Here is a 13,482-nt window from a genome sequence, read left to right on the forward strand (position 1 = left end):
GAGCTAAAAAGTAAAAGAGAGATAACCATGAATACCACTGATACGATTGTCGCTCAGGCTACCCCACCAGGACGGGGCGGTGTTGGCATTTTACGCGTTTCCGGCCAGAAGGCAGTACAAGTGGCTGAGGTGGTATTAGGGAAAATACCCAAACCCCGTTATGCAGATTATCTGCCATTTCGTGATGCAGATGGCAGTGTGCTTGATCAGGGGATTGCTCTTTATTTTCCTGGTCCCAATTCCTTTACTGGGGAAGATGTACTGGAGCTTCAAGGGCATGGTGGACCGGTTATTCTCGATTTACTGCTGAAACGTATTCTGACTTTGCCTGGTGTGAGAATCGCTAATCCTGGTGAATTTTCTGAACGTGCTTTTCTTAATGACAAACTGGATTTGGCTCAGGCGGAGGCCATTGCTGACCTGATTGATGCCAGTTCGGAGCAGGCTGCCCGTTCAGCGATGAATTCCTTACAGGGTGCCTTTTCTGCTCAGATTCATCAGATGGTGGAAGCACTTACTCACTTGCGAATCTATGTGGAAGCCGCTATTGATTTTCCAGATGAAGAGATCGACTTTCTTTCTGATGGAAAAATCGAAGCCAATCTGGATAAAGTGATGGTTGAACTTGAGCGTGTACGTTCTCAGGCTCGTCAGGGTAGCCTTTTGCGTGAAGGGATGAAAGTGGTTATCGCTGGTCGTCCTAATGCGGGGAAATCCAGTCTACTTAATGCTCTGGCAGGCCGTGAAGCGGCAATTGTGACAGATATTGCAGGTACAACCCGCGATGTGCTGCGTGAACATATCCATATTGACGGTATGCCGTTACATATCATTGATACTGCGGGGCTGCGTGAAGCCAGTGACGAAGTGGAACGTATTGGTATTGAGCGGGCATGGCAGGAAATTGAACAGGCTGATCGCGTACTGTTTATGGTGGACAGTACGACAACCGATGCGGTTGAACCGGTGGAAATCTGGCCTGAATTTATGGCTCGTCTGCCTGAATCACTTCCTATCACCGTCGTTCGTAATAAAACGGATATGACCGATGAAAAGGTGGATATTACTAAAGTAAGTGGTTACTCACTAATCCGTCTTTCTGCCCGTAGTGGTGAAGGAATAGATTTACTGCGCGATCATCTGAAAGAAACGATGGGTTTCAACAGCAATACGGAAGGTGGCTTTTTGGCTCGCCGTCGCCATTTACAGGCATTAAATACGGCGGCAGAGCATCTGCAACAAGGCCATGAACAGCTTGTGGTTGTTCGCTCAGGTGAATTGCTGGCGGAAGAGCTACGTTTGGCACAACAGGCATTGAGCGAGATCACCGGTGAGTTTACTTCTGATGATCTGTTGGGCAGGATTTTTTCGAGTTTTTGTATTGGGAAGTGAATGGGTAAAATTAGTTTAACGGTTTTAGCGTGTAAAATTTGATTTACCTGCTATAGCGTGTGACAATGAGGTTAACTGCTCAAATTGGTTGATCCTGATATGAAAGTAACTAACTCGAAACAGCTCAGTGCATATTTAAAAGATGTCAGGCGCACTCAAAAGCTTTCCCAAGGTAAAGTGGCAAGCAAAGTGGGTATTCGTCAGGACACAGTATCAAGCTTTGAGCAGCACCCAGATTCTACCAAGTTGGAGACCTTCTTTAAGATTCTGTCGGCGTTGAATTTAGAACTCGATATCCGGCCAAGAAACTCTACTGAGATAAATTCGTCAGTGGAAGATGACCGCACAGTGTCAGACCGAGTGTGGAAAGAGGAGTGGTAATGGCAGCGTTGGATGTCTACATGAACGGCTACCGAGTTGGAGTATTCACTAAAACCAATACCGGTGCCCATCACTTCAAATATGATGTGGCTTGGCTTAAATTACCAGGCAGCCGTCCCATTTCACTGTCTATGCCGCTGCGCCACCAGGCCTACCAAGGTGACGAGGTATATAACTTTTTCGATAATTTGCTGCCGGATAACCCGGAAGTCAGAAGACGAATCGTTGCCAGGTACAATGCAGAATCAACACAACCTTTTGATCTGCTGGCTAAAGTGGGCCAAGACAGTGTTGGGGCTTTGCAACTGGTACAACAAGGCACTCCCGCCAATGATATCAAGAAGATTGAATACAAGCCCTTGTCTGAGGCGGAACTGGAGAAAGTGCTGACCGGCTATCAGGATGATGCGCCATTGGGGATGATCGAAGGCGAGGAAGATTTTCGCATATCCATTGCTGGCGCACAGGAAAAAACAGCGCTTTTAGATATTGATGGACATTGGTATTTACCGTTAAATGCCACGCCGACAACACACATCATCAAACTTCCCATCGGCAAAATTGAGAGTCATTCATACTCCATTGATATGTCTGACAGTGTGGAAAATGAATATCTATGCATGTTGATTGCGAGGGAGTTTGGGCTGTCTGCTCCTCACTGTTTAATGATGAAAGTGGGAGGGATAAAAGCACTGGCAGTAGAACGATTTGATCGCAGGTATTCATCTGACAACAGTTGGATTATGCGACTGCCTCAGGAAGACTTTTGTCAAACCTTGAACGTGCCTTCAGTGAAAAAATATGAGAGCCATGGTGGTCCAGGGATTACCGAGATCATGTCCTACCTCTTGGGCTCGGTTAATGCTCAATTTGACCGTTATGTGTTTATGAAGGCTCAGGTGTTGTTTTGGTTATTGGCTGCGACAGACGGCCATGCAAAAAACTTTTCACTGTTTATCGAGGCTGAGGGGAGTTATCGGCTAACGCCTTTTTATGACATCCTTTCCATGTATCCTGTATTCGGAGGCAGAGGGCTTCATCCCCGAGATGCCAAATTGGCAATGGGGCTAACGGGGACAAAAGGTAAGAAGTACAAAATAGAGCAGATATTTCCAAGACATTTCTTTCAAACAGCCAAGGCTGTTGGGTTTGATAAGGATGCTATGGCAAGAATTCTTATTGAGTATGCTGAGACTGTTGATACAGTTATCATGGATGTCAAAAACCAGTTGCCAGCAGATTTCCCTGCCCATATCAGTGACTCGATATTGGGAGGACTGCAAGTCAGAGCTAAACGTCTGGTAATTGGATGGGATTAACATTCTCGTCATCAATATTGTCTACTGTAGATGAAGCACAGAAATAATTATCCCCCAAAGAATATCATTCTGGGGGATAAGAGAACATTAACGTCCCAATGCTTTGTTTATTAACCCAGTGGCAATGTTACAACCATTGGGTTTTGATATTTCTGAGTGTGCGCAATCTACCAACTCTACGGTTATTCTGTTGGAGCATTTTAGCTGGTCGATAAAGTATTTTTCATCGTTGGAGAAAAACAACGACGTAGGTTTTACTGATTTCACATCCAGGTAATCGCGGATACGTGAACCAAAGATGCAAATAAAATGCTGAACGGGTAAATTTCTATCATTAGAAAGTCGCCAGGCTACTGTCGCGCCGATACTGAATCCAACCAGTATCACTGGAGTGTTGATATATGTAAGGGTATCCCTTACTTTGCATGTGTATTTATCTATTGATGAAACGTTATGGAAATATTCGTACATCGCCTCTTGATTATTTGGAGTTTCATTTTCTTTTTCGTAAGGGGAAATGAATGATACATCACCACTTAAACGTTCCGCAATTAATTTTGCGTGTTCTGAAATTCCATGGATATCCGTTAAAAATATAAATTTCATTTAATTATCATTAAGTTAATATGGTTTAAAATTAAGGTGTATGAGTTAATTATATAACTAAATTGATGTTGTATGATTTGTTGAATAATAAGTTGTTGTAGTTAAATAACGTTTCATAATTCTGCTACACATAACTCTCTTCAATTCATTGTTATACATAGAATTATAAGTGACATAAGATGTAGCACCATTTTGAAATCTTATTTAACTACATACATTGAACCCAACTTATGGATGTTTTACAGCCTGAATGATTAATCTATTAACCGCTCAGGATGAGTATAAACCGTTGCCCTGCCGGGTTTACAAAAACCAACCAGTGTCAGATTACATTGATCAGCGACTTCTACAGCCAGTGAAGTCGCTGCTGAAACAGCAAATAAAATCTCAACGCCACAGGTAGCAGATTTTTGTATCATTTCATAGCTGGCACGGCTGGATACCAGAGCAGCGCCTTGTTGCCAGTCTGCTTTGGCTTTCATTCCCAGCATTTTGTCCAACGCAACGTGACGGCCTACATCCTCACAACCTCCCAATAACTCACCTTCTGGACTGATCCAGCTTGCCGCATGAGTACAACCGGTCAGTGCGCCAATATCCTGAACATTGGTCAATTGGGAGAGAGCATAGTCAAGATGGCTTAATGAAAAGGTTTGAGTGAAAGGTAATGGGGCAATCGGGCGGAAAATGTCAGAAAGTTGTTCTGTACCGCAGATCCCGCAGCCGGTCCTTCCCGCCATATTGCGTCTGCGTTCTTTCAAACCAGCAAAACGGCGACTGGAAAGTTCTATTTGTAACTCAATCCCGCCGTTACAATCGACGATAGTCTCAATGCCACGAATTTCTTGTTGAGATTCAATAATGCCTTCAGAAAGCGAGAACCCAACAGCGAAGTGTTCGAGATCTTTAGGGCTGGCCATCATTACAACATGTGAGATACCGTTGTAGACTAAAGCAACTGGAATTTCTTCTGCAACCCAATCAGCTTTTAGTGTGTTGAGATGATACTTTTGTTGCACATTTGTTTGTTTTACACCCTCAATCACATCAAATTGTAACAACTTCCCTGATCTTGTGTTATGCATATGCATTAGACGAAATACCTAATAGTGTTACTACATAATAATTATGTGGAAAAAAGAGTCTATACTATTTATCAGGCAATGAATCTGATCCCGCTATGGAAAGTGATTAATAAAGAACACATTCAAGATTTTTCCCGTGAAGGAATGGATGGTTGTTTAAAACAATGTGAGTGAGGAGATCCCCATGCAAGTCAGCAGAAGGCAGTTCTTTAAGATCTGCGCTGGCGGTATGGCAGGTACGACGGTAGCAGCGTTGGGTTTTGTGCCAACTGCGGCTCTTGCACAAACACGTAACTATAAACTATTGCGTGCACGTGAAACCCGAAATACCTGTACGTACTGCTCTGTCGGTTGTGGACTGTTGATGTATAGCCTTGGCGATGGCGCAAAAAATGCGAAAGAAAGTATTTTTCATATTGAAGGCGATCCAGATCACCCGGTGAACCGTGGCGCGCTGTGTCCTAAAGGGGCGGGTCTGATTGACTTTATCCACAGTGAAAGCCGCCTGAAATATCCAGAATACCGTGCTGCCGGTTCTGACAAATGGCAACGTATCTCTTGGGATGAGGCATTTGATCGCATCGCTAAGTTAATGAAAGCCGATCGTGATGCTAATTTTGTTAAAACCAACAAAGAGGGTGTCACAGTCAACCGGTGGCTGACGACGGGGATGCTATGTGCGTCCGCTTCCAGTAATGAAACAGGCTATCTGACGCAAAAATTTAGTCGCGCTCTCGGCATGCTCGCCGTAGATAATCAGGCGCGTGTCTGACACGGACCAACGGTAGCAAGTCTTGCTCCAACATTTGGTCGCGGTGCGATGACCAACCACTGGGTTGATATTAAGAACGCGAATCTGATTGTCGTGATGGGGGGTAATGCAGCCGAAGCGCATCCGGTGGGATTTCGCTGGGCGATGGAAGCGAAAATCCATAATAACGCTAAGTTAATCGTGATCGATCCACGTTTTACCCGTACAGCATCTGTAGCGGATTTCTATACGCCAATCCGTTCCGGTACTGATATTGCCTTCTTGTCAGGTGTGATTTTATACCTGCTAACCAACCATAAGATTAACCGTGAATATGTTGAGGCGTACACTAACGCCAGCCTTATCGTGCGTGAAGATTACTCGTTCGATGATGGTTTATTCAGCGGTTATGATGCAGAAAACCGTCAATACGACAAAACCAGTTGGAACTATGCACTGGATGAAAATGGTTTTGCCAAACGTGATATCACACTAAGCCATCCGCGTTGTGTATGGAACCTGTTAAAAGAGCACGTTAGCCGCTATACGCCTGATGTTGTCAGTGATATTTGTGGCACGCCAAAAGATGATTTTCTGAAAGTCTGTGAATATATTGCAGAGACTTGCGTTAAGGACAAGACCGCTTCCTTCTTGTACGCACTGGGTTGGACTCAACACTCAGTTGGTGCACAAAACATCCGTACTATGGCAATGATCCAACTGCTGCTGGGCAACATGGGTATGGCTGGTGGCGGTGTTAACGCATTGCGTGGTCACTCGAATATTCAGGGATTGACTGATTTGGGGCTATTGTCGCAGAGCTTGCCGGGATATCTGACATTGCCGTCAGAGAAACAGACCGATCTGCAAACTTATCTACAGGCAAATACACCGAAACCCTTGTTGCCAGGTCAGGTTAACTACTGGGGTAATTACCCGAAATTTTTTGTCAGCCTGATGAAGAGTTTCTACGGTAACAATGCCCGTCAAGAGAATGATTGGGGTTTTGACTGGTTGCCTAAATGGGATAAAAGTTATGACGTTCTGCAATTTTTCGAAATGATGTCGAAAGGTGAAGTGAACGGCTATATTTGTCAAGGCTTTAACCCGGTTGCCTCATTCCCGGATAAAAACAAAGTGGTTGATGCACTGTCGAAGCTGAAATTCCTAATCACTATTGACCCACTTAATACTGAAACATCCACTTTCTGGCAGAACCACGGTGAATTTAACGACGTTGATTCAGCTAAAATTCAGACAGAAGTTTTCCGTCTGCCGTGTTGTTGTTTCGCAGAAGAAAACGGCTCGATTGTTAACTCTGGCCGCTGGTTGCAATGGCACTGGAAAGGGGCTGATGCGCCGGGAGAAGCTATCGGTGATGGCGAAATTCTCTCTGGTATCTTCAAACGTATGCGGGATATGTATCGTGCAGAAGGAGGAGTATTACCAGAGCAGGTGCTGAATATGACTTGGGATTACTTCAACCCGGACAGTCCTACATCGGAAGAGGTAGCTCAGGAGAGTAATGGCCGGGCACTGGTGGATCTACTTGATGCTGATGGCAACGTCATGGTGAAGCAAGGTCAGCAATTGACCTCTTTTGCCCAACTACGTGATGACGGCACGACTGCCAGTGGTTGTTGGATCTTTGCCGGAAGCTGGACACCAGAAGGTAACCAGATGGCCCGTCGTGATAATTCTGACCCGTCAGGTTTGGGTAATACACTGGGTTGGGCCTGGGCGTGGCCGCTAAATCGTCGTATTTTGTATAACCGTGCATCGGCTGATCCGCAGGGTAAACCGTGGGACCCGAAACGTCAGTTATTGACGTGGCGTGGTGCTAAGTGGGATGGGGCTGATATTCCTGATTACAGTGTGGCTGCACCGGAAACCGATGTGGGTCCGTTTATCATGCAACCGGAAGGTATGGGGCGTCTGTTCGCTATTGATAAGATGGCTGAAGGCCCGTTTCCTGAACACTATGAACCCTTTGAAACGCCGTTGGGTACCAATCCGTTGCATCCGAATGTGATATCTAACCCGGCTGCCCGTGTGTTCAAAAGAGACTTTGAGGCTATGGGGAAGGCGGATAAATTCCCCTATGTGGGAACCACTTACCGTCTGACAGAACATTTTCACTACTGGACAAAACATGCATTACTGAACTCGATTATCCAGCCTGAGCAGTTTGTGGAAATCGGTGAAAAACTGGCAGAGAAGAAAGGCATCAAACACGGAGATACTGTCAAAGTCAGTTCGAACCGTGGCTACATTAAGGCGAAAGCGGTCGTCACCAAACGTATTCGGACTCTGCATGTGCACGGACGTGAAGTGGATACTATCGGTATTCCCATTCATTGGGGTTTTGAAGGCGCGGCTAAAAAAGGCTTTATTGCTAATACGCTGACACCCTTTGTTGGTGATGCGAACACACAAACGCCTGAATTCAAAGCGTTTCTGGTTAATGTGGAAAAGGTATAAGGGGAAAAATTATGTCATTGCAAACTCAAGACATTATTCGTCGCTCTGCCACCCACTCTTTCACTCCTGCGCCCCGGGTGCGGGATGACCAGGAAGAAGTTGCGAAGCTGATTGATGTCACAACGTGTATTGGTTGTAAAGCTTGTCAGGTGGCCTGTTCCGAATGGAACGATATCCGTGATGAAATCGGTTATAACGTGGGTGTTTATGATAACCCGGCTGATTTAACCGCTAAATCATGGACCGTGATGCGCTTTTCGGAAGTTGAAGAGAATGGCAAGCTGGAGTGGCTTATCCGCAAGGATGGTTGTATGCACTGTGCTGATCCGGGCTGCTTGAAAGCTTGTCCGGCGGAAGGTGCGATCATCCAGTATGCTAATGGGATTGTTGATTTCCAGTCAGAACACTGTATTGGTTGTGGTTACTGTATCGCGGGTTGCCCGTTCAATGTGCCGCGTATTAACAAAGAGGACAACCGGGTATACAAATGTACCTTATGTGTTGACCGCGTTGGTGTCGGTCAGGAGCCTGCTTGTGTGAAAACCTGTCCGACCGGTGCAATCCATTTTGGCAGTAAAAAAGCGATGAAAGATTTGGCTGTTGAACGGGTCACTGAGTTGAAAGGCCGTAGTTATGAGAATGCTGGCCTGTACGATCCGGCAGGGGTTGGGGGTACTCATGTGATGTATGTGTTGCACCATAGTGATAAACCTCAGTTATATCATGGCCTACCGGATAATCCGTCTATCAGCCCGACAGTCACCTTCTGGAAAGGTATTTGGAAGCCTCTGGCTGCGGTGGGGTTTGCGGCGACATTTGCTGCCAGTCTTTTCCATTATGTGGGTATTGGTCCGAATCGTGTGACTGAGGAAGACGAGGAAGATGCGCGTCGTGATGCAGAATCTTCACAGAAATCAGCCAATGGGGAGGAGCAGAGATGAAAAAGAGAAAGGATATTATTATCCGTCACTCACCGGTTGAGCGGGTAAACCACTGGGCGGTAGTACTCTGTTTTCTGTTTACCGCCATCAGCGGATTGGGATTCTTTTTCCCCTCTTTTAACTGGCTGATGAATATTTTCGGTACACCTCAGTTGTCACGGATTTTGCATCCGTTTGCTGGCTCTGTGATGTTTGTTTTGTTTATCTTTATGTTTTTCAGATACTTCAAACATAACTTTATCGACAAAGACGACATTGTATGGCTGAAAAATATTCGTAAGATTTTGAGAAATGAGGAAGCCGGTGATATCGGTCAATACAACTTGGGTCAGAAAGGTGTCTATTGGTCTATCAGTGTCTGTCTGATATTGCTGGCCGTCAGTGGTATTATTATCTGGCGTCCATATTTTGCTGATTTCTTCTCTATCCCGGTTATCCGTGTTGCTCTATTGGTTCATTCAATGTCAGCCATTGGTTTGATCTTGACCATTATTATTCATGCTTATGCGGCATTCTGGGTGAAAGGTTCTGTCCGGGCTATGGTTGAAGGTTGGGTGACTCGCGGGTGGGCGAAGAAGCATCATCCACGTTGGTATCGTGAAGTGATGAAACAGGAGAGACAGGAAGATAAGCTCTGATATATAATAATCAAGGCAGAGTAGTTATATTCTGCCTATTACTCATCAAGTTTGAGCAATACAGGAAATTATTAAAATAAAAATGGTATCAAATATTTCGATACCATTTATTATATGCCCAGTTCTTAAAAAAACAATATCCATATGATTATCTTTAAAGGTGTCCTGACTGGCTTGTGATTTATTTTACACCCAGTTCGATAATTGAATATAACTCATTTATATTTTTAGTGTTTTTAATAATAAGTCCTGCCTGATCAGCCAGATATTCGAATTCAGTCAAGTAACGCTCTTTTCCTGAAAGTAGTACATCCATTGCGATATCCGTAGATTTAATTCTTTCTGATGGCGATTTTTTTATTAATCCTATCAATAAAATAGTTGCGCTATCATCCATTGCTTTTCGGCAATTTTTCAATATTAATATTGAATCATTATCAGACCAGTTATGGATAACATTCTTCAAAATATATAAATCATAACCTGACGGAATTGACTTTAAAAAATTTCCATTTATAAACTCCATATCTCCTGAAACAGGAACCTCATTGTACATATCCAATACGGCGTAATGTTTTCCTTTTGCCTTTTCGCTAATTCTTACTAAAAGATTTCCTTCTCCTCCGCCAAGATCTAATATTCTGTTGTATTGACTAAAATCGTAAATATCGAGCAATTCTCCAACTATTTTGTCTGAGTTTTTTGACATAAAATGATCAAAATTTGATTTAAGCGATTGATTATTTTCTAAGTAATCAAAGAATGGCTTTCCATGTACTATTTCAAATGCGGGTTTGCCATTATTTTCAAGTAAGGATTTTGAATACATTAACCAAGCGAGCCAAAACTCTGGGCTAATCTCACATTTTGTCATGAGTGATTCCATACTTTCAGGATTGGCAAGTGCACTGCATTCGTCAGAAAGTGCGATTTTATCGTTGTTGCTAACTAATATCCCTATTTCGATTAAGAAATCACATAATCGGCTAAGGCGAGAATGATCAATATCAGATTTATGAGAAAGCTCGCTGATATCGATATAGGCCCCATCTTTAAAGTAGACCGATAATCCTGTATCAACAAAAGCATAAATTGCGGCTGATTTTCTATATGATGTAATCAGATTGATTAGCATAGCGTTACCCTTATGTCTTCATATTTATAGAGAAATGAAGTTATAATTTATTCTATTCCTAGTTGGATAATTGAAGATGATTCATCTATATCTTTAGTATCCTGAATGACCAGCCCGGCTTGGTTAGCTAAGTATTCGAATTCATTCAAGAAACGTTCTTTTCCTGAGAATAGTACATCCATTAATATGTCTAAAAATATAACCATGCTGGATTGTGATTTTTTCGTGTAGTTTATCAATAAGACAGTTGCACCGTTATCTATTGCCTTTCGGCAATTTTCCAAAATTAATATTGCGTCATTATCAGACCAATCATGAAGAATATTCTTTAAAATATATAAATCATAACCTGATGGAACTGATTTTAGAAAATCTCCATTTATAAACTCTATATTTTCTGAAACAGGAATTTCATTATATCTGTCCAATACAGCGTAGTGTTTTACTTTTACTTTTTCTCTGATTTTTATCAAAAGATTTCCCTCTCCACCTCCAACGTCTAATATTCTGTTGTATTGACTAAAATCATAAATATCAAGTAACTTTTCAATTATTCTGTCTGAGGTTTTTGACATTGCGGAGTCAAAAATTGATCTGACTAATTTATTGTTATAAAAATATTCAAAGAATGGTTTTCCATGTGTTATTTCAAATGCCGATTTGCCATCATTTTCAAGTAAGGATTTTGGGTACATTGACCAAACGTTCCAGCAATCTGGGCTGAGTTCCCACTTTATAAATAATGATTCCATACTTTCAGGATCAGCAAGTGCACGGCATTCATCAGAAAGTGCGACTTTATCGTTGTTGTTCACTAATACCCCTATTTCGATTAAGAAATCACATAATCGGCTAAGGCGAGAATGATCAATACCAAATTTATCAGAAAGCTCGCTGATATCGATATAGGCCCCATCTTTAAAGTGGACCGATAATCCTGTATCAACAAAAGCATAAATTGCAGCTGATTTTCTATATGAGGTAATAAGTTCGACTAGCATTGAGTTATCCTTTATGTCTTTATATTATAAATAAATGAAGTGTTTTATCTAAAGTCCTGGAAGTGCCATTACGACTGATTGGATATTTTTACTAAAATGTGATTATTAGCTTTGTTATTTTTCCTAGTGATATAGTGAAGATCTAATTCTTCTTACTTGATAATTGTTTAACTTAATTTTAATACGTATTTGAGTGAGACTATCAGACTATATTAAATCTGATAAAAAGAAATGATGAAGATCACAATTGGCAGAACATAACTCGTTCGCTGAATATTATTTTAATACGTATATGTCACGTTGATATAAAATGAAAATTGGCATCTAAGATTATGATGCCAATTTTATATATAAATTTCTTAATAATGCAATATCCATATAATTATCTTTGGAAGTAATCCATAACTACCTATAATTTATTTTACCTTTAGTTCAATAGTTGAAAATGTTTCATCTATATCTTTACTATCTTTAATGGTGAGCCCTGCTTGATTAGCCAGATATTCGACTTCATCCAAATAGCGCTCTTTCGATAAAAATAGCATATCCATTAATATGCTCATAGAGTTAGCTATTGGGGATTGTGGCTTTTTCATCATGCTTATCAATAAGATAGTTGCACCATCATCCATTGCTTTTCGGCAATTATTTAAAATTGATATTACGTCATTATCACTCCAATTATGGATGATATTCATTAAGATATATAAATCATAACCTGATGGAATAGATTTCATAAAATCTCCATTTATGAAATCTATATCTTCTGAAACAGGAAGTTCATTATATCTATCTAATACAGCATAATGTTTTCCTTTTACTTTTTCATTAATGCTTTTCAGAAGATGTCCTCTTGCGCCTCCAACATCTAACATTCTGTTATATTGATTAAAATCATAAACATCAAGCAAATTTTTAATTAATGTATTAGAGTTTTTTGTCATTAGAGCATCGAAATCTGCTCTGAGTGATTTATTATCCGCTAGATGTTCAAAAATTGTCTTTCCATATACCATTTCAAATGCTGATTTACCATTGTTTTCACGTAGAGATTTTGAATACATTACCCAAGAGTTCCAATGTTCTTGGTTGGTTTCATATTTTATCATTAATGACTCTAGACTTTCAGGGTCGGTAAGTGCACTGCATTCGTCAGAAAGTGTTATTCCGTGATTGTTGCTAACTAATACTCCTATTTCAATTAAATAATCACATAATTGATTAAGGCGAGATTTGTCAACGCCAGATTTATGGGAAAGCTCGTCTATATCTACGCAGGCCCCATTTTTAAAGTGATCAGATAATCCTGTATCAACAAAAGCGTAAATTGTGGCTGTTTTTCTATGCGATGTAATCAGGTCGATTAGCATTGAGTTATCCTTTATGTGATTATTTTATAAATAAGGTATTTCATCTAAAGTCCAGGAAATATCATTATGACTAATTAGATATCTTTGGAACATACTTTAACCAAATTGTAATTATTAACTTTGCTATTTTTTCCTTATTAGGTGATGATGTTTTAATTCGGCTTGCTTCCCAATTGGTTAACTCAATTTGATTGATCATGGTTAATTTATCCAATATCAAGATAGCATAACATTTGGGACGTCAGAATTACATGAACAGAGCAGTAAATCAACAATGTATTATTAAAGTATTGCATCTGTCACCTTAATTACTCATTTTTAGGAATGAATGATTAACTAAAGATTATATTAAATCGAATAAAAATAAATGACGAAGATCACA

11 protein-coding genes are annotated in these 13,482 nt (G+C 41.2%); 6 read left to right on the forward strand and 5 right to left on the reverse strand.

Features of this window, described 5'->3' with window-relative positions; genetic code table 11:
• The first annotated feature begins 27 nt into the window (after positions 1–27).
• From mnmE to PTE_RS09135, 3 genes are all read left to right on the forward strand, one after another.
• Positions 28–1,392: a tRNA uridine-5-carboxymethylaminomethyl(34) synthesis GTPase MnmE gene (gene mnmE / locus PTE_RS09125; protein ID WP_036845354.1), complete on the forward strand. Its 1,365-nt coding sequence runs from the start codon at positions 28–30 to the stop codon at positions 1,390–1,392.
• A gap of 99 nt (positions 1,393–1,491) precedes the next feature.
• A complete protein-coding gene (locus tag PTE_RS09130) occupies positions 1,492–1,773 on the forward strand; it encodes a helix-turn-helix domain-containing protein (RefSeq protein WP_036845356.1) in 282 nt (93 codons plus the stop codon).
• The gene (locus PTE_RS09135) at positions 1,773–3,092 is read left to right on the forward strand and encodes a type II toxin-antitoxin system HipA family toxin (RefSeq protein ID WP_036845357.1); all 1,320 of its coding nucleotides are present in this window, start codon (positions 1,773–1,775) and stop codon (positions 3,090–3,092) included. The genes PTE_RS09130 and PTE_RS09135 overlap by 1 nt, the downstream gene beginning before the upstream one ends.
• A gap of 87 nt (positions 3,093–3,179) precedes the next feature.
• On the opposite strand, the gene PTE_RS22790 is transcribed toward PTE_RS09135, so the two are convergent.
• Both PTE_RS22790 and fdhD read right to left on the reverse strand, forming a co-directional pair.
• The gene (locus tag PTE_RS22790; protein WP_051477317.1) at positions 3,180–3,698 is read right to left on the reverse strand and encodes a hypothetical protein; all 519 of its coding nucleotides are present in this window, start codon (positions 3,696–3,698) and stop codon (positions 3,180–3,182) included.
• 254 nt (positions 3,699–3,952) lie between these two features.
• Complete coding sequence (gene fdhD / locus PTE_RS09145; RefSeq protein WP_036845652.1) at positions 3,953–4,783, reverse strand: formate dehydrogenase accessory sulfurtransferase FdhD; 831 nt, start codon at positions 4,781–4,783, stop codon at positions 3,953–3,955.
• Between the two features lie 184 nt (positions 4,784–4,967).
• On the opposite strand from fdhD, the gene fdnG reads away from it, so the two are divergent.
• The 3 genes from fdnG to fdoI are packed head-to-tail and all read left to right on the forward strand — an operon-like array spanning position 4,968 to position 9,594.
• Entirely contained in the window at positions 4,968–8,015 is a 3,048-nt protein-coding gene (gene fdnG / locus PTE_RS09155) for a formate dehydrogenase-N subunit alpha (protein WP_083335201.1), read from the forward strand.
• 11 nt (positions 8,016–8,026) lie between these two features.
• Complete coding sequence (fdxH, locus tag PTE_RS09160) at positions 8,027–8,956, forward strand: formate dehydrogenase subunit beta (RefSeq protein ID WP_036845364.1); 930 nt, start codon at positions 8,027–8,029, stop codon at positions 8,954–8,956.
• Positions 8,953–9,594: a formate dehydrogenase cytochrome b556 subunit gene (gene fdoI, locus PTE_RS09165; protein WP_036845367.1), complete on the forward strand. Its 642-nt coding sequence runs from the start codon at positions 8,953–8,955 to the stop codon at positions 9,592–9,594. The genes fdxH and fdoI overlap by 4 nt, the downstream gene beginning before the upstream one ends.
• Positions 9,595–9,775: 181 nt before the next feature.
• On the opposite strand, the gene PTE_RS09170 is transcribed toward fdoI, so the two are convergent.
• From PTE_RS09170 to PTE_RS09180, 3 genes are all read right to left on the reverse strand, one after another.
• Entirely contained in the window at positions 9,776–10,729 is a 954-nt protein-coding gene (locus tag PTE_RS09170; RefSeq protein ID WP_036845370.1) for a methyltransferase, read from the reverse strand.
• 47 nt (positions 10,730–10,776) lie between these two features.
• Complete coding sequence (locus PTE_RS09175; protein ID WP_036845373.1) at positions 10,777–11,730, reverse strand: methyltransferase; 954 nt, start codon at positions 11,728–11,730, stop codon at positions 10,777–10,779.
• 416 nt (positions 11,731–12,146) lie between these two features.
• A complete protein-coding gene (locus tag PTE_RS09180) occupies positions 12,147–13,100 on the reverse strand; it encodes a methyltransferase (RefSeq protein WP_036845376.1) in 954 nt (317 codons plus the stop codon).
• Between the last annotated feature and the right edge of the window lie 382 nt (positions 13,101–13,482).

Source organism: Photorhabdus khanii NC19, assembly GCF_000517265.1.
GTDB classification, from domain to species: domain Bacteria; phylum Pseudomonadota; class Gammaproteobacteria; order Enterobacterales; family Enterobacteriaceae; genus Photorhabdus; species Photorhabdus khanii.